At 41.9% G+C, this 15,829-nt stretch carries 17 protein-coding genes; 7 read left to right on the plus strand and 10 right to left on the minus strand.

Going from position 1 to position 15,829, the window contains the following annotated elements:
• Both ABIN91_RS13565 and ABIN91_RS13570 read right to left on the minus strand, forming a co-directional pair.
• Nucleotides 1-1,035 carry a radical SAM protein gene (locus ABIN91_RS13565; protein WP_348051653.1) on the minus strand — a complete coding sequence of 345 codons (1,035 nt, stop codon included), beginning with the start codon at nucleotides 1,033-1,035 and terminating at the stop codon, nucleotides 1-3.
• A 2-nt stretch (nucleotides 1,036-1,037) separates the two neighbouring features.
• A complete protein-coding gene (locus tag ABIN91_RS13570) occupies nucleotides 1,038-2,537 on the minus strand; it encodes a radical SAM protein (RefSeq protein ID WP_348051654.1) in 1,500 nt (499 codons plus the stop codon).
• Between the two features lie 154 nt (nucleotides 2,538-2,691).
• On the opposite strand from ABIN91_RS13570, the gene ABIN91_RS13575 reads away from it, so the two are divergent.
• The 3 genes from ABIN91_RS13575 to ABIN91_RS13585 are packed head-to-tail and all read left to right on the plus strand — an operon-like array spanning nucleotide 2,692 to nucleotide 5,684.
• Nucleotides 2,692-3,426 (plus strand): class I SAM-dependent methyltransferase, encoded by a 735-nt coding sequence (locus tag ABIN91_RS13575; protein WP_348051655.1) that lies wholly within the window; start codon nucleotides 2,692-2,694, stop codon nucleotides 3,424-3,426.
• On the plus strand, nucleotides 3,423-4,583 hold the full coding sequence (locus ABIN91_RS13580) for an amidohydrolase family protein (RefSeq protein ID WP_348051656.1): 1,161 nt from the start codon (nucleotides 3,423-3,425) through the stop codon (nucleotides 4,581-4,583). Before ABIN91_RS13575 ends, ABIN91_RS13580 begins: the two co-directional genes overlap by 4 nt.
• On the plus strand, nucleotides 4,584-5,684 hold the full coding sequence (locus ABIN91_RS13585) for a glycosyltransferase family 4 protein (protein WP_348051657.1): 1,101 nt from the start codon (nucleotides 4,584-4,586) through the stop codon (nucleotides 5,682-5,684). It abuts the gene before it with no gap.
• Here the strand turns inward: ABIN91_RS13585 and ABIN91_RS13590 are convergent.
• Nucleotides 5,618-6,733, minus strand: a complete 1,116-nt coding sequence (locus ABIN91_RS13590; RefSeq protein WP_348051658.1) for a glycosyltransferase — start codon at nucleotides 6,731-6,733, stop codon at nucleotides 5,618-5,620. The genes ABIN91_RS13585 and ABIN91_RS13590 overlap by 67 nt on opposite strands.
• Nucleotides 6,734-6,772: 39 nt before the next feature.
• A complete protein-coding gene (locus ABIN91_RS13595) occupies nucleotides 6,773-7,384 on the minus strand; it encodes a class I SAM-dependent methyltransferase (RefSeq protein WP_348051659.1) in 612 nt (203 codons plus the stop codon).
• A gap of 310 nt (nucleotides 7,385-7,694) precedes the next feature.
• Here ABIN91_RS13595 and ABIN91_RS13600 point away from each other — a divergent pair, with 310 nt between their 5' ends.
• Nucleotides 7,695-7,895 carry a hypothetical protein gene (locus ABIN91_RS13600; RefSeq protein ID WP_348051660.1) on the plus strand — a complete coding sequence of 67 codons (201 nt, stop codon included), beginning with the start codon at nucleotides 7,695-7,697 and terminating at the stop codon, nucleotides 7,893-7,895.
• Here ABIN91_RS13600 and ABIN91_RS13605 read toward each other — a convergent pair.
• A complete protein-coding gene (locus ABIN91_RS13605) occupies nucleotides 7,892-8,233 on the minus strand; it encodes a hypothetical protein (protein WP_348051661.1) in 342 nt (113 codons plus the stop codon). The genes ABIN91_RS13600 and ABIN91_RS13605 overlap by 4 nt on opposite strands.
• A 53-nt stretch (nucleotides 8,234-8,286) precedes the next feature.
• Between ABIN91_RS13605 and ABIN91_RS13610 the strand changes: the two genes are divergently transcribed.
• Complete coding sequence (locus tag ABIN91_RS13610) at nucleotides 8,287-8,649, plus strand: hypothetical protein (RefSeq protein WP_348051662.1); 363 nt, start codon at nucleotides 8,287-8,289, stop codon at nucleotides 8,647-8,649.
• Between the two features lie 76 nt (nucleotides 8,650-8,725).
• Here the strand turns inward: ABIN91_RS13610 and ABIN91_RS13615 are convergent, their stop codons facing one another.
• Nucleotides 8,726-9,223, minus strand: a complete 498-nt coding sequence (locus ABIN91_RS13615) for a DinB family protein (RefSeq protein ID WP_348051663.1) — start codon at nucleotides 9,221-9,223, stop codon at nucleotides 8,726-8,728.
• A 59-nt stretch (nucleotides 9,224-9,282) separates the two neighbouring features.
• Nucleotides 9,283-10,251, minus strand: coding sequence for a YafY family protein (locus ABIN91_RS13620; protein ID WP_348051664.1), 969 nt, complete (start codon nucleotides 10,249-10,251; stop codon nucleotides 9,283-9,285).
• A gap of 184 nt (nucleotides 10,252-10,435) precedes the next feature.
• Between ABIN91_RS13620 and ABIN91_RS13625 the strand changes: the two genes are divergently transcribed.
• Nucleotides 10,436-12,637, plus strand: a complete 2,202-nt coding sequence (locus ABIN91_RS13625; RefSeq protein ID WP_348051665.1) for an ATP-binding protein — start codon at nucleotides 10,436-10,438, stop codon at nucleotides 12,635-12,637.
• A 2-nt stretch (nucleotides 12,638-12,639) separates the two neighbouring features.
• On the opposite strand, the gene ABIN91_RS13630 is transcribed toward ABIN91_RS13625, so the two are convergent.
• The 3 genes from ABIN91_RS13630 to ABIN91_RS13640 are packed head-to-tail and all read right to left on the minus strand — an operon-like array spanning nucleotide 12,640 to nucleotide 14,563.
• Complete coding sequence (locus ABIN91_RS13630) at nucleotides 12,640-13,446, minus strand: ABC transporter permease (protein ID WP_348051666.1); 807 nt, start codon at nucleotides 13,444-13,446, stop codon at nucleotides 12,640-12,642.
• Nucleotides 13,447-13,448: 2 nt separating this feature from the next.
• Nucleotides 13,449-14,348, minus strand: coding sequence for an ABC transporter ATP-binding protein (locus ABIN91_RS13635; RefSeq protein WP_348051667.1), 900 nt, complete (start codon nucleotides 14,346-14,348; stop codon nucleotides 13,449-13,451).
• Complete coding sequence (locus ABIN91_RS13640) at nucleotides 14,342-14,563, minus strand: hypothetical protein (protein WP_348051668.1); 222 nt, start codon at nucleotides 14,561-14,563, stop codon at nucleotides 14,342-14,344. Before ABIN91_RS13640 ends, ABIN91_RS13635 begins: the two co-directional genes overlap by 7 nt.
• 248 nt (nucleotides 14,564-14,811) lie before the next feature.
• Here ABIN91_RS13640 and ABIN91_RS13645 point away from each other — a divergent pair, with 248 nt between their 5' ends.
• A complete protein-coding gene (locus ABIN91_RS13645) occupies nucleotides 14,812-15,828 on the plus strand; it encodes a sensor histidine kinase (protein ID WP_348051669.1) in 1,017 nt (338 codons plus the stop codon).
• Nucleotide 15,829 lies beyond the last annotated feature (1 nt).

Consider the following 15,829-nt stretch of genomic DNA (forward strand, 5'->3'; position numbering starts at 1 on the left):
TTAATTAAGGCTTGTGCGTGGATTAAGATTTAGCGAGCAAACACACTTTACACAAATATCATTGGTTTGCATATTAAGTGTTTTACGAAAATGGATAGCATCATCACTATTCAATATCGACGACAAAGAGTCTGTATGAATATTGCCGATAACACCGTGAAAAAAACATGGGCGAACACTGCCATCCGCTTCAACCACAGTTGATACCCAGGGGGCGTTGCACTTTTTAAAAGGGAACGGACCACGGTTATAAAACGCTGCGTAATAGTCATAAATGTTCTGCAGCTTAGTAGGGCTTTCCGCAATAAAACCGTTGCCCATTTTATCAATAATAATATTAAGAAGAATTACCTGTAACTCATACAACTCGCTTTCTGATAATAATATCTCATGTTGCTTAGGTTCGGTCCAACCGGTTTGGCGGTTAAATGCTTCGCTGCTTACGTCGGCAGGTAAAAAGCTGATTTGGTCCAAACCAATATTTTTTGCCTCACTAATAATGTTTTCCCAATTGCGGAAGTTTAACCGGTGTATCACGCAGCGGGCGGTAATTTTATAATCAGGTTTAATAGCCTTAATTGCAGCTATCCCTTCACGCAACTTATTAAATGCTCCGGGGATGTTCCTGATAGCATCATGAAGGGCCTCATCACCATCCATCGAAACAATAACATCATCAACCCATTTCAATATTTGTTCGGCGTTATGTTTTAATGTTAAACCGGTTGAGAGTAAGCTTATGCCGATGTTGTGGCTTTTTAAGATTTCGCATAGCTTAAAGAAATTCTTGTTCAGCAACGCTTCACCGCCCGACATTACCACCTGCTGTGTTCCGAGCTTTTTTAAAGATGATAGCAACCCCATAATATCATCTTCGGTAAGCTGCTTCAGGTTTTTATTATCCTTCCATATATCGCACATTACACAACGGCAATTGCAGGCGCTATGTGGCATTAACACCACAATAGGCATAGCCGATATTACACCTGTTTGCAAAGTGCGATAGCGTTTATAGGTATGTAGTAGCGATTGCATAATTAAAAGCCCTGAATCTCTGGTTGGCGATAGCGCCATACTCTTTGTAAAAGTTTGATCTCGTATGGGTAGCTAAACAGATTATTCTTATAGCGCAGGGCCGACATTAATTTAATGGCCCTCCGCTTAAGCTGGCCTAACCTAATGTCGGTAACTGTTGGGTAAAGGCCGTTCAGCACGGTTTCAAAGTTTCTTATCTTGTCTATCATCTCGGGCGTTAACCAGGGTGTAAGCGGGTTTTTCCGCAAGTCAAAACTTTCCCAGGCAGGGCTTATCCAATCTTCCAGCGTTGCCGGAAATTTAAACCCGCTAGCCAATACTTCTTTATACATTTCCGATCCCTCAGTAGGCACCGGGCTATAAGTATAGATCACAATCTCGGTATTGGGGTTTATCTTTTTCACCTTTTTAATAAAGTCGATATCAAAATCTATCAGCTCCTGCACTTCTGGGGGGGTTGGCGCGGGTGTTCCCAACACAAACGAGTATTCGGGAATGATATCAAACTTGCGCATCCGATCGGCAAAGCGTAATATCTGCTCGCCGGTTTGCGAGCCGCCTTTATCCATTTGCTCTAACACTTTGTCGTTGCCGCTTTCGGCGCCAAAAAAGATACACTTGCAGCCCGACGCCCGGATAATAGCCAGCGATTCGTCTTTAAATTTATCCATCGTATCAATGCGCGCCATTCCCCACCAGGTCATGTTTTCGTGCATAATGAGTTTGGCAAATTCAACGGCCCGTTTTTCAGATACGAAGAAGTTGTTATCATGAAATTCTATCGCATCGGCACCCCATTTATCCTTGATGGCCTTAACATCTTTATAAACCGTTTTTGCCGATTTAGCTTTCCATCTTGCCTCGTAAATTGGCACCACCGCGCAAAATGAACAGGTAAACGGGCAGCCAATACTGGAGTGATAAGCCAGCGTTTTTTCGCCCAGATAGGTTTTACCCAGGTATTTTTCCATCGGGTAAAACTTAGCCAGTTTATCATAGGGTAACGCTGGCAAGGAGTCCTGATCTAAAAGATCTTCCTTCCCGTTTTTTACGATAGTTCCATTGGCTTTGTATATCAGGTTTTTGATAAATTCATAAGGCTCAAAGTTCTCCAAAGCATCAATCAATCTCGGAAAGCAGTTATCACCGGGGCCATTGATAATAAAATCAACATATCCAGAATCTAATACCACTTTAGAGTGATTAGAGGGGAAATACCCACCCCATATCATGGTTGTATCCTTAAAGTTTTCTTTTACCGCTTTGGCAATGGGTATAGCCTGGCGCAATTGCGGGCCGGGCATTACAGTAAAACCAAGGTATTTTATATCTCCCGATGCCAGATAATCCAATATAGTTTGCTGCGGATCAACCTCGCGGTTGCCATCTACAATAACCCATTCGTACTTGTCATCAATAGATGCCGCGATATTTAAAATAGAATTGGGAATGCGATAAGTTGCATTCGCGCTTTTGGGGTTAAATAATAAAACCTTATTCATGCTTTGGATAAGTATATGTAGTGTTACTGTATATTATGAATACGCCGGATGCCTATGCCCGGTTGCCTGTGTCACAAATAATAATCGTGTTGGCAACCCTTGTTAAAAACGGCACGTATCTAATTACAACTGTGTTAAATCTAATCTTCAGACCGTGATACAAACCATCAGGAACATCATCAAATACAAATCCTTTCATGTCCCCGATAAGGGCTCGCAAGAGGCGTATAACCTTTGGGCCGATAATTACGACGACCAACCGGATAACCTGATGTTTTACTTAGACGGCGTGGTTTTTACCCAACTAATGGCCAATATTTCCGTTAAGGATAAAGTAATAGCCGATATAGGTTGCGGCACCGGCAGGCACTGGCCTATGCTCTTCCAAAACCTACCGGCTAAATTAACCGGTTACGATGTTTCGGATGGGATGCTTAACCGCTTAAAACTCAAATTCCCGGATGCGGATACAGTGCAGATCACAGATAACTTTTTAGGGCATATTCCGGATAATACTTACGACCTGATCATATCAACCCTAACGGTTGCTCATATCGAAAACCTGGACGAGGCCTTGTTGGAATGGTGCCGGGTTTTAAAGCCCGGAGGTAATATCATTATTACCGATTTTCATCCCAAAGCATTGGCCGCCGGGGGCAAACGGACCTTTCAATATCAGAATACACATATCCCGATAGTCAATTTTGTGCATCCAACCGATGCGATCAAATCCTTTTTTAAAGAACAAAATTTTGAACTGATTAACGAAGCCGAAAAAGTAATTGATAATACCGTGATGCATTACTACATAAAACAAAATGCGATGCACGTATACTGGAAATTTAGAGGGATGCCCATGATTTACGGATTGCATTTAAAAAAAGGATGATGGTTTTAAATGATGTGAAATTGATGGGTAGTAACGATGTTTTTAACATCGGGATTGATGGCGCCCAGATCTCTTTCATATCAAATACTCCCTTTGCCGAGTTTGACGACAGGCTGCAATTAAATTTAGGGAATGCTCTGGCTATCCCCGGCTTGATCAACTCGCACGATCATCTGGATTTTAACGTTTTCCCGCAATTGGGTTGCAAAACCTATTCAAACTATGTAGAGTGGGGCGACTACATTCATACAAATTATAAAGAACAAATTGACCGGGTTTTGGCTATCCCGGTAGCCTTGCGTGCCAAATGGGGCGTTTATAAAAGCCTGCTTTGCGGTGTTACTACGGTTGTGGATCATGGCATAAAGCACGATACCGGCGAAGAGTTGATCACCGTTCATGATCATTGCCAAAGCCTGCATTCCATCCGCCTTGAGCGAAACTGGAAACCACGGTTAAATAACCCGTTAAAGCTGAATATCCCGGCCGTTATTCATATTGGCGAAGGAACAGACAAAGCCGCAGAGTTTGAAATTGATGAATTGATCCGCTGGAATATTTTACAACGCGATTTGATTGGTATACACGGCGTAGCAATGAATCCGGAACAAGCCAAACATTTTAAGGCCTTAGTTTGGTGCCCCCAAACCAATTACTTTTTGCTGAACAAAACAGCCCCGGTTAATGCATTGAAAGATAGCACAACCGTACTCTTCGGAACAGATTCAACCCTTACGGGGAATTCGGATATCTGGGATCATATCCGTCTGGCGCGAAAAACCACCTTGTTGAGTGATGAAGAGCTATACCAATCATTAACAACTAATCCATCCCACATTTGGAAAACCAACAGCGGCCAACTTGCCGAAGGCAAGGATGCGGATATTGTTATCGTAAAACCACATGTAAGTTCATTTTTTGATATCACGCCCGAAGATATCTTGTTGGTTATTCATCATGGAAATATCCGCCTGTTTGATGAAACACTATCTGTCCAATTAATCAACCTTAACCGCGATGCCTACAGTAAAATTGAAATAAATGGCACTTGCAAATATGTTCAGGGTGATTTATCAGGATTGATCCATCAGATCCATCAATACTATCCCGAAGCCAAGCTACCTGTAACAGCGGAAGGCCTTTTATCTGTTCACTAAATGAAGATCGTTTTTGCCAGCTATGTATATACGCCGGAGTTTAATACCCCCGAAGCATGGCTGCGCCGTATTAACTTTTACGTTTGTATTCAGGAGGCGCTGGCTGTAAATCATACCATTATTAGCATTGAGCAGATAAATTACGAAGGCGAATACCTGCAAAATGGTATTCAGTTTCAATTCAAACGCTTATCTAAATGGGGTAGGTATTTCCCGTTTAAGCTACACCGATACATCAAAAGTTTAAACCCGGATATCGTATTTATTCACGGCTTGCATTTTTCATCGCAGATCATCCAATTACGATTATTGCTTGGTTCCAAAATCAAAGTGATCGCTCAGCACCACGCCGAACAGCCACACACGGGCATTAAAAAAAGGATCCAAAAATTAGCTGACCGGTGTATCAATGCCTATCTTTTTGCTTCGCGCGATATGGGGATGGAATGGGTTATCCGCGGCAACCTGGCGTCGCCCAATAAAATTCACGGTGTAATGGAGGTTTCATCCGTATTTAGTCCAATTGATAAAGCCCTCGCGCAGGCAATAACCGGCATTAGTGGTGCCCCCATATTTTTGTGGGTTGGCCGTTTGAATCAGAATAAAGACCCGTTAAATGTAGTTAGAGTCTTTTTAAACTTCGTCAAAATCAATACCTCGGCACGGTTATATATGATCTACCAAACCGAAGAATTACTGTCCGAAATTATTGAACTATTGGATAATAACCCTACTCTTCGTGATGCCATCGTATTGGTCGGAAAAACCCCACATGCTGATTTATTATACTGGTTCAACGGTGCCGACTTCATTATTTCTGGTTCCTTTTACGAAGGATCAAGCGCCGTAATTTGCGAGGCCATGTCGTGCGGTGTGATCCCTATTGTTACCGATATTCTTTCCTTCCGGATGATGACCGACAATGGCAAATGTGGACACCTTTACGAAGCAGGAAATCAGCAGGCTCTATTAACCACCCTACTTAAAACCATCGGGATGAACATGGCTCAACAGCGCGAGTTCACCTTAAAACATTACAAAGAAACCCTCTCGTCCGAAGCCATTGCCGCGAGGATAGAAGCAGTAGCACTATCACTTTGAGAAAATAGGCTCATCATATCAATAGCTACTTGTTGTATCGGGTAAACCAATACAGGGGTATGATCAAGTTGTTTTTCGAGTAACAATTCAAATACCCGGGCATTCATTTCTTCAAAATTGTTAACCACATGTAAGTGTTCAACAGCTTTATCCATGGGTTTAACAAACGATACAACCTGTGCCCCGGCATATAAGGCCTCTAATAACACGGCGCCAAAACCTTCATATTCGGATGTATGTAAAAATACCTTCGAGCGCTGCATTAAACCCAAAACTTCAGCATGCGGCAATTCGTGCCTCAGCACTATGTTTTTACCTAAACCATGCTGTTTGATCAGCCTTCGAAGCTTTTCCCTTTCGGGGCCCTTACCGCAGATTACCGCTTTTACATTAGGTATATACCTCGCTATAGTTTTCACCGCCTCTATAAAAACATCGTATCGCTTAAGTGCTATTAACGATCCCGCCCCCAAAATATCAATATCCCGCTTAAGCGGGCTTTCGCCGAAAAGGCAAATATCAATACCGGTTGTAATGGTGTGCTTGGGCATAATACCATAGTTTTTATAAACCTCGTTCCTAACAAAATCCGATAAGGCTATTAACTGTTCCGCCTTTGGTTTGATGAGCTTAAAATAGCGGTTACCCGGTCTGGCATCTTGCCCCAAAATCCAGCTTAAATGTTTTGTGCCATATCGCTTGCCAAAGTAATGCCCAATAAAAGCGCATTCATCAACCCAAAAACTTAATAGGCCAATAACATTGTTCTGCTTGTTGAGCTTTCGCAAAACCTGCCATATTTTGATCCAGTTAAACAAACGGAATAACTTGTTCCTGTTTTTTCCGCCAAAGGCAATCACATCAACACCAAACCATTGGTAGCTTGCTTTGGCAAAGGGATACTCAAACGCCAAAACAACAATATTTAAATTAGGATAGGCTTGCTTAAGCGCGCGTACAAAAACCTGCTGTGGTGGCAAACAAGTGCTATCCGCTTCATTAACCGGGAAGCCGGGGCTCAATATCACTAAGGTTTCAGGCTTGGGCATATCAATATTACGGCAGCTAAACCTTGTAGGTTGCTTTGCTTACAATTTACGCAGGCACCAGGTGGTCATACAGCGCAGGTTTTGCACATTGGTTGTTTTAATGGGCTCATGCAGTTGTCCGCCTAATTTATGCGTGTATCGCAACAATGTTTGTTCATTAACCAAAAACCGCTCCGAGCCATCGGGCAATAAATAGCGGCCATTACCCATATCACGTACCTGCGTTTCAATGCCAATATCCGATGCCAACCGTGCAAACAAATATCCACCCGGCTTAATCACCCTCCATATCGAATTCAACATCGCGTCGAAATGAGCATTGTCTTTAGCGAAGTGGAGCACCGCGCTGCAAATAGCCAGATCGAAAGCAGCATCACTAAAAGGCATGTCTTCAGCATTCGCAACCACAAAGTTCTCTAAAAGGTTTAATGGCGCTAACTTTAACGACAAACCTTTAACAGCCTCAATCGTCCCGGCATTCGGGTCAATACCAAAAACATCATACCCGTTTTTCAAAAAGTAAACGATGTTTCTACCCCCGCCGCAACCCACATCAATAACAGACTGACAATCGTCATAGGTCCCTTTCAATAACTGATCGAACAGGTAAATATCAATATTGCCGTATAACTCTTGCAACTCATTTTTCATAATAACATCAATAACTTAAATAACAAAGAAGGGGGTATAAGGGGGATTTTTTAAATTAATTCTCTCGTTTTACTCAATCATTATATAATGGAGGGGGATAAAGTAGGTTTTTTTCAATCAATCATTCGGGCATTCAATCCTTCAGTCATTATTTAAGAGGGGGATAAAGTAGGATTTTTTTCAATCTTGATTCCTGATTCTTGTCTCTTGATTCTCGCTTACTTCATACATCTTACATACAATAAAAGTACAAAAAACACTTGACAAATACTAATAAATTTAGTAAAATTGTATTTCAAAAATACAGATTATGACAGCGGTTGATAAGGAAAATAAAGTAGCAGAACTTAAAGATTGGGCACAAGAGGCAATGGAATTGTTAGATGAGGTAAAACCCTATCGTAGTATATTTTACAAGCAACGTGTGGCCAAGTTAAAAGAGATGTTCAAGCACATTACACTCGAAGGCACCGCGGCGCAATTACGCTCGGGTACACAAGGCTCATACTAATCCAAACCCGGCGCCAGCAGATCCGGGTTTACGCCGCCATCATTAGCTTTGGTAATTTTACTCAGATCGTAACGGGTTTTCCCGGATATTTCAGCGCCTTTGATCAGGCCCTTATCAAACAAATTATTTAACACCGAAGCGGCCACAGCGGTAAAGCGTGCGGCATCAATGGCGGGGTCAAGTTCGGCAAGTTTGGCGGCAACCTCGTCAGCCGCTCCTTCGCCCAGCTGGGCCAAAGCATAAACAATTTTATCCTGGTCATTATTACTATCCTGATAATGGGCCGGTATGTGTAGCGGTTTAAATTGCTCACGGAAAGATTCGTCGGAAATGCTCATAACAGATAAAAGCATTTGCGGTCAAAATGTTTTAAAAGCTTTACATTAGTGTAATGAATACCAGCACCATCATCTATCTTGAGTTCATCCGCAAGGTAGTTCTTTCCTTACCGGGAACCCGTGAAGGTTTGTGTTTTGGTACCGAGGGTTTCTACTTCCAAAAAAAGTTGCTGGCCCGCATGAAAGAAGATGGCGAAACCTTGGCCATGCCGGTTGCTAACAGAGACGCATTGATAAAAGCCGATCCTGATATTTTCTATATCACCCCGCACTACGATAATTCTAATTACGTACTGGTTAAATTAGCAGCAGTACAACCCGAAGTTTTAAAACAATTGCTGATTGATGGCTGGCTAACACGCGCCTCAAAAACAGCAATTAAAGAGTATCAGGAAAGGGTAAAAGGCATAATATAAAACGGTGTCAAAGGAGGAACGAAGCAACCGCATGGAGCCATAACCACCATGCGGTTGCTTCGTTTCACAATAAAAATTAAAAATTCATATCATCAGCGCTTGGCCCGTAACTTCCCGGTATCGGTACATCCAATAACCTTAAAAATACACCCATTTGTGCCCTGTGATGCACTATCTGGCTAAAAGCCATCCGGATAACTTCGCCTTTAGTTGATAAACTCAATATCTGGTCGCCATTGCGTAAGGTCCACATAGGCTCCAGGTCGGCTTCCGTAGCTTGCTCCAAACTCGCTTTACCTTCGGCAAACGATTTCTCAAATAGCTCCAGTAATTCTTTTGTGTTGTTAATAAAGGTTGATTCGTACGGGTTAGCGGCAAAATCCAGTTCGCTGGTATTTAATGTCATAGTTACCCAGGCAGGTAACTCGGCAATGTGGTTGGCTAAACGTTGTATGGTCATGCTTTTAGCATGCGGCGCCCACTGGTATTTATCATCCGGAATGCGGCTTAACATTTTGCGGGTGGTTTGAGCTTCCTGCTCCATTTCTTTAACTAACATTTTGATAATTGACATAGCTGTTTGATTTTTTGGTTTACAATACAAAGTAAACACCAGCTAATGACAACCCTATGTCAGCAGGAAATCTCGGTACCAACTAATTTTGCAGAAATATTTTCAATCAGCTCTTTCACCCTATCGATCAGCTTATCCGGTTTAACTATCGTAGCCATATCGCCATACATCATATACCACCGCGCAAAACCTTCTATTGATCCTGTTAAAAATATCATCTCAACCGTATCATCATCCATGTGGCGTTCAGATATATAACCGCTGTAGTATTTTTGCTCACCCAGGTAAGGCACCGCCTTTTTGTTTACACGGATAATCACCTCCTGCAAGTCCTTATCCTCATACCAGTTTTTCAAATGGTTTTTCAATGGCGGGTGCTTCCGCGAGAAATTTTCTTCTGTTAGCCGGATATCCTGTATCCTGTCCAACCTAAAGTCTCTGTAGTCGTCCCGCAAACGGCAATAGGCTATCAGGTGCCAGTAACCATCTAAATAAAATACCCCAACCGGTTCAACCAGGCGCTCGGTATGTTGCTGACTATGGTTCGAAAAGTATTTTAACGCGATAACTTTAGCCTCACTAATACTTTTCAAAATCGGCTGAATTACGTTCAGATCAGGATTTATAGTGCTGGTCCGCCGCCCTTGTAAAATTTCAATATGGGTATCCATATCTTCCAGCAAGTCTTTTTCGGTAGTGCGTAAAACGGCCTTGATCTTATACATCGCCGATCTGTAATTGGCGCTGTTGGCCGTATCCGTTAGGTGCTCTACCAGTTTTTCGGCAGTTAAAAACGATATCGCTTCCTCTTTGGTAAACATTACAGGTGGCAAACGGTAACCATCCATAATAGAGTATCCCACGCCAGCTTCGCCTATTATCGGTATTCCCGCTTCTTCAAGCGCTTTCACATCCCGGTAAACGGTACGCAAGCTTATCCCAAACCTATCTGCAACATCCTGCGCCTTGGTCACCCTGCGCGATTGCAGTTGTATCAATATGGCAGATATGCGGTCAATGCGGTTCATAATTCAAATATCCTCATTATCGTTTATGAAATATACATATATAAAATAATTATTTGCCTAGGTGTGTTATGATATTTTATTTGGTAAATTTGAATTAAGGGCAAATTAAAACTTCATGTCAGAATGATAATTTCTAATTAACCCTGGCAACTCTTTTAACCCTGATTGCTTATTTTAACCTGAGATGGAACCCGTTGAAGCAGAAACCGGCAAACAAATTATTGCGCTCCTGGACGAGGCGTACTCATGCCGTATAAGCAATTTAAAAGAAAGTACCAACCTCGCCAATAAAGCCCTTTCCCTAAGCCGTAAGATAGCTAATAAAAACCTGATAGGTAAAAGCCTGAACCAGTTAGCGCTTTACGCGATGATACAGGGCGAGTACGATAACTCAATGGTCCGGTCAGAAGAAGCCATTAAGTTTTTTGAAGAACTACACGACGAGAAAGGTATAGCCGATGCCAAATACAGCATAGCTGGCATTTATTACAAAACCAATAATTACCATTTGGGTTTGGTTTACCTGATAGATTGCCTGGCCACATACCGCAAGTATAACGATTACCATAACCAGGCACGTGTTCAAAAATCATTGGGCACCATATATCAGTATTTTGGTGATCAAAAAAACGCAATCAAATCATACGAGGAATCGGTAGATGCGGCAAAAAGTGCCGGTGATACCAACCTCGAATCAAATGCCTATAACCCACTATCGGGTTTATACATTAAACAACACGATGCCGAAAAGGCGATGGAGCTGGCAGAGCGTTCCATCAGCATGAAAAAGCAAACGGGCGATATTCGCGGATTGGCTTTTTCATTATACGCCCGGGCCAAAGTGCACGATTATAATAAAGACTTTGACAAAGCCGAACGTGATTTTGAGCATGCCATAGCCATTCATCAGGAAATGGGCGAAAAACTGGGCCTGGGTATGGTCTATTGCAAATTAGCGGCAATGTATGTCGAAATTAATCAATACGAAAAAGCCAAAACAATACTAAAACAAGGCCTCGAACTGAGCGAACAATACAACATCGTTATCATCAAATTCAGGTGTAACTACCAGCTTTATCAGATCTTTAAACTGGAAAATAATCCTGTTAAGGCCTTAAAATATTTGGAACGCTATCTGGAACAAAAAGAGGCCGTTATCAATACCCAGACCTTAAAGATAATTGAGAATTACGACCTGCTTTCCAAAATGGAATCGTTGGAGAGGGAGGCCCGTGTACAAATTGAAAAAGCCGAGATCATCGAAAAAAAGAACCGGGCCGAGCAAGCCGCGCTGGTAAAGCAGGAGTTTCTGTCAACCATGAGCCACGAGATCCGAACCCCATTAAACGCGGTAATAACCATAGCCGCTTTGCTGAGCGATAAGGTGGGTAAAAAGGAAAAGCAATTTGTTAATTCACTACGTTTTGCCGCCAATAACCTGTTGCTCATCATTAACGACATCCTCGATTTTACCAAACTTGATACCGGCAAAGGCAAGCTTGAACTGCACCCCACAAATTTTGGATTGCTGCTCGAAAACATAAAGAACACCTACGAGAGCCTGGCTAAAAATAAAGGACTGCAGCTGTTTTTAACTTTAGATATCGGCCTGTGCGAATCGTACCTGGTTGACGAAACCAAGCTTTCGCAGATCATCGGCAACCTCATTACCAACTCTATCAAATTCACCGAAACCGGCCGTATTGATGTAAGGGTTGATAAACTAAGCAGCAATGGAGATACAGATACCCTGCGCATTAAAATTAGTGATACAGGCACGGGTATTGCCAGCAATCACCTCGAATTAATTTTCGAAAGCTTCTCGCAACCAAAATCGATCACCACCCGCAAACAAGGGGGCTCCGGTTTGGGTTTAGCTATTGTGAAAAAGCTTGTGGAACTGCACGATAGCCATATTGAGGTAGCAAGCACACTTGATCAGGGTTCCGAATTTTATTTTGATCTGGAACTCAATCGCTCAGCAACACCAAATAAAATGCCGCTGGCACAATCAGATTTGCTGAAAGATAAAACCGTATTGCTGGCCGAAGATAACATGATCAATGCCATGGTTGCCATGAAACTGCTCTCCAACTGGAAAATGAAAACCGAGCATGCCAAAGATGGTTTACAGGCGCTCGAAAAATCGCGCTTAAAAGCTTACGATTTTATTTTGATGGATATCCACATGCCCGAAATGGACGGCTTTGAAGCCACCAAAAGCATCCGCGACGAGAAGAGTTTTAACTGTACCAAACCCATATTTGCCCTAACAGCAGATATAACCGCCGAGCATCAGCAAGAATACATGACCTACTTCAACGGGTTCCTCCGCAAACCCATCGAGATCAATAAGCTGTACGAGGCTATGGTTAACGAGCTGTAAAACTACTTTACGCTTTTCTTCTGCACAATAAAAAATCCGGCTATAAAAAACACTACGGCTATGCCAAGGCTAACGTATATCTCGTTGGTAAACAATTCAACGCTTAAGGTTGGTGGTGCTGGCGTAGGTGTTTTTGGCTGTTTAAATAAACCGTTAATAGCCAAAAGCGGGTGTGCGTAAGGTATCCAATAATTATATTCCCATTTAACGCCCACCAGTATCATACCGGCAATGGTTCCTAAAAAACCAATACCCATCGGCTTCAAAAAGTCGGCCCATACCAGGCTCAATAAAAACTGTAAAGAAAGTATACCTAACGAAGCCAGAAACAGTTTCAAATAAACCTGCCCCAAAAAGCTCTCCATGTGGAACTCGTTAAACTTAAGCTCAGGCTTTAAAGTGCTCAATAAGTTGCCGCTCGCTATGGTGAAAACATAAAAGAGCAATAGGCACATAAACACCAAAAACAAGGCATAAACAAACTTAGCCGCATAAACCGACCATTTTGAAATAGGCAACGAAAACAAGGTTTTCCAGGTATCGGCCTTGTGCTCAATGCTGTTTACCGAGTAGCCAATAATAATAACATAAATAGGGAGCAGCAACGAACCCATAACCCCCAATATGATACTCGCGTACGACATCCATAAAAGTTGCCCCGGCATTTTACCCATTTTATCGCTATGGGTTAAATAGCCAACAAATACCAATAAGCAAATAACCAGTGGTAATATAATAGAACACCAAAAACCCAGCGTTTTGCGGCTCTTATAAAACTCAGAACGTAGTGATAATATAAATCCTTTCATTGTTACGAGTTTTGGGTAATGGATAAAAATAAATTCTCAAGGTCCTTTTGTACCTTACCAATCGCGTAAACCACATGGCCATGTTGGTTCAGCAAAGTATTGATCTTCCCTGTGTCTTCTTTTGATGTATAAGGGATAAATAGGTTACCATCGCGCACATCGCTAACCGTATATCCGCTGCGACCTAAAAGGTTGGCAGCATCGGCGCTGTCTGTCAGTTCAACGTGTACCAATGGTTTGCTTAGGCCCTGTAATTCTTCAATACTACCCTGAAAAAGCATTTCACCATGATTGATGATACCTACATAAGTAGCCATCCGCTCAATCTCGGCCAATAAGTGGCTCGATATAAACACGGTTTTACCCTGTTCCCTAACCAGTTTCATCAGCAACTCGCGAATCTCGATAATACCATTAGGATCCAACCCATTAGTAGGCTCGTCTAAAATGATCAGTTTCGGGTCAGATAATAAAGCCAGCGCAATACCTAAACGCTGTTTCATCCCTAACGAATACTGCCCGGCTTTTTTATTGGCCGCTTGCTTTAATCTAACCAATTCCAGCATCTCATCAACGCGCGAAACCGGAACCTGCAAAAGCAAGGCCCGGTTACATAAATTTTCACGTCCGGATAGGTGGCTGTAAATGGCAGGCTGCTCAATCAATGAGCCTATTTGCGATAATATCTCGATCCGGTGAGTGGTAATATCCTGATCAAATATTTTGATGGTGCCGTTATCCGGATGCAGCAGGTTAAGCAGTAATTTAATTGTGGTGGTTTTACCTGCCCCATTCGGGCCCAGGAAACCATATATGCACCCTTCCGGAACTTGTAGCGACAGTGATTTTACAACCTGCTGATCGCCAAAGTGGAAAGAAAGCTGATCGGTATTGATTACCATTCTCTTTGTTTACTAACGGAACATACCGCTTTAAACAAAGTTATACTTTTATTGAACAATGAGGTAGCTTGTTTACTTTGATTTGTAATGTTTGCAACTTTCTTTAATTCAGCGCTATCCTGTTTAAACTGGTAGTTAACGCCTATTGCCATTGCAAATAATACAGGTAATATTAAAAGTATGAATGGGTTTGTGTTAGTAATTAGTTTTTTCATGACAGGTTTGTTGTTTGATTGTTTTGATGATACAAAAGAACATCAAAGGTTTAACCTGCTAAAAACATTTAGACCAACGGGCACTAATTATAGATGAACAGGCAAATACAGGTGCAAACCCGTTGGTCGGCTGTTAATTCCCGTTCATCGGTAAAATCAGAGGGTACATCTAAAGGCAGTCTGTTATATTGTTATTTATTTTACTTTAGATGCAGTAAAAAATATTTTTTCGTCCCTTTAATTAAATTATGAAAAAAGGCTGGCAAGTTTTCTTCCATGTAGCTTTTTGGGTGTGTATGATAGCCTTCTTCAGCTTCATTACGCACAGCAGCACAAAACTGAGCAACTTGGCGCTGTTGGTCATTTTTGGCCTTTACGGATTAATAAACATTAGTCTTTTCTACATCAATTACCTTTTCCTGATACCTAAATTTTTAAATAAAAAAAGGTACCTCATCTACAATATAAACCTACTCATCCTGATACTGGTTTATGGTTTTATTAAATACGGAATAGCGCTTTATTTTAAAGATTATGTGCTGATACGGGGTAGCAAGCACGAAGCTATCGGCTTTGTGTCTTATTACGAAAGTGCCTTTTTCACAAGTTTGATATTTGTTTTTCTAAGCACTGTACTCAAATTTACAATGGACTGGTTCCTGAACGAGCGCATCCAGCGCGATCTGGAAAACCAACGCCTCAGTGCCGAACTGGCCTTTTTAAAATCGCAGATCAACCCTCATTTTTTATTCAACTCTCTTAACAGTATCTATTCGCTGGCCTACCAGCGATCAGAAACCACACCCGAAGCTATCCTGAAGCTCTCCGAGATCATGCGCTACATGCTCTATGAGTGTAACGATAATAAAGTAGACCTGGGTAAAGAACTCCAATACCTGCAAAACTATATCGACCTGCAAAAAATACGCTATGGCAACAAAGCCTTTGTTGATTTTGAAGTGAACGGGCTTATCAGCGGCCAGCGCATAGTTCCGCTTTTGCTGATATCTTTTATCGAAAACGCTTTTAAACATGGTGTAGCTAATGATCCGGCCACACCTATCCATATCTTAATGGATGTTCAGCCAGATCATCTTTCATTTAAAATGGAAAACAAAAAACATCAGTTTAATAAGGATGCAACCGGCGGAATAGGCCTTAACAACGTAAAACGCCGGCTTGATCTGCTGTATCCCGATAAATACCAATTGAAAATTGATGATGGCACCGAGGTGTACACAAGCGAATTATCCTTAGATTTATAGC

The sequence above is a fragment of the Mucilaginibacter sp. genome, assembly GCF_039921305.1.
Lineage (GTDB): Bacteria > Bacteroidota > Bacteroidia > Sphingobacteriales > Sphingobacteriaceae > Mucilaginibacter.